Source organism: Gilliamella sp. B2838, from assembly GCF_026536185.1.
Taxonomy (GTDB): Bacteria; Pseudomonadota; Gammaproteobacteria; order Enterobacterales; family Orbaceae; genus Gilliamella.
On sequence record NZ_JAFNOO010000042.1, the window covers coordinates 1 to 1,005 of the forward strand.

Here is a 1,005-nt window from a genome sequence, read left to right on the forward strand (position 1 = left end):
ATTTAATTATGGACTTTACCATTTACCCGTCAACTATTCCCGAAAATGAATTATTACGTATAGACGAAGCTAAAAAGCTGTATGAATCAGCATTTGATGATCAAGTATTTTATGCTGTAGTTAGTCCGAACAACTTAGTCAAATTTTTAAAACATGCCTGGCAATGGGATAAAAATGCTATGCCATATTATTACTCTCTCCTTAGTTGGCAAAAACACTTTGATGATGGTTATAAAGAAGATGGGATGATCTCATTTACAGAATTTATGCGCAAATATCGGGATCAGTTAGTGGATAGTGCTGGTAAACCGTTGGTTGAACCAGAGGTGTTTAAAAATAGTCAAATACAGTGGTATTTAAGGGATCGGTTTGCCGATTTAAAATATCCCTATTTTGCCTATCAAAAAGGTTGGCAAATGGGTTTTTGTGGGTATGATGAACAAGGCATGGCGCGCCCCTGTCCTGATGAGCAATTAGAAAAAAGTATTGAGTATTTTAATTATGCCATTGAAGGCGGCTATCATTGCTACGAATATTTAATAGCCCGTATGTTATTTCAACATGGGCGTCAATATAAAGATCAGAAATATGAGCAACTGACTAAACTAACCGAATACCGCAAGGCATTAAAATCAGATGATTTAAAACTGGCCATAGATTATGCGCAGTTAATGGCCGAGCATAGCTCAATGATTGGCATATTGCGCATGACTGAAGCCTATTTCTATGGATTAGGTCGAGAGCAAGATCTGGTTAAAGCTTATGCCTGGTCACTGTTAAGTGATTATGCAAAACAAAAAATTATCGAGATAGACAATAATTTAGCATGGGATGCTCATCAACTACCACCGGTTTGGGAATATAACAAGCAAATCCAACAACGTTTAGAACAAATGCTTACCCCAACCGGAAAACAAGCAGCATTAGATTATTTGGAAATACTGAAAACTAAAATTGTAACTTGGGATTACAATGAATGGCGAGATCAGATAGATGATTTTCATC

1 protein-coding gene is annotated in these 1,005 nt (G+C 36.5%); it reads left to right on the forward strand.

Annotated elements, in window-relative coordinates; translation table 11 throughout:
* Positions 1 to 1,005 (forward strand): hypothetical protein (locus J3U63_RS13210; RefSeq protein WP_267371852.1); only part of this gene is annotated, 1,005 nt, incomplete at both ends.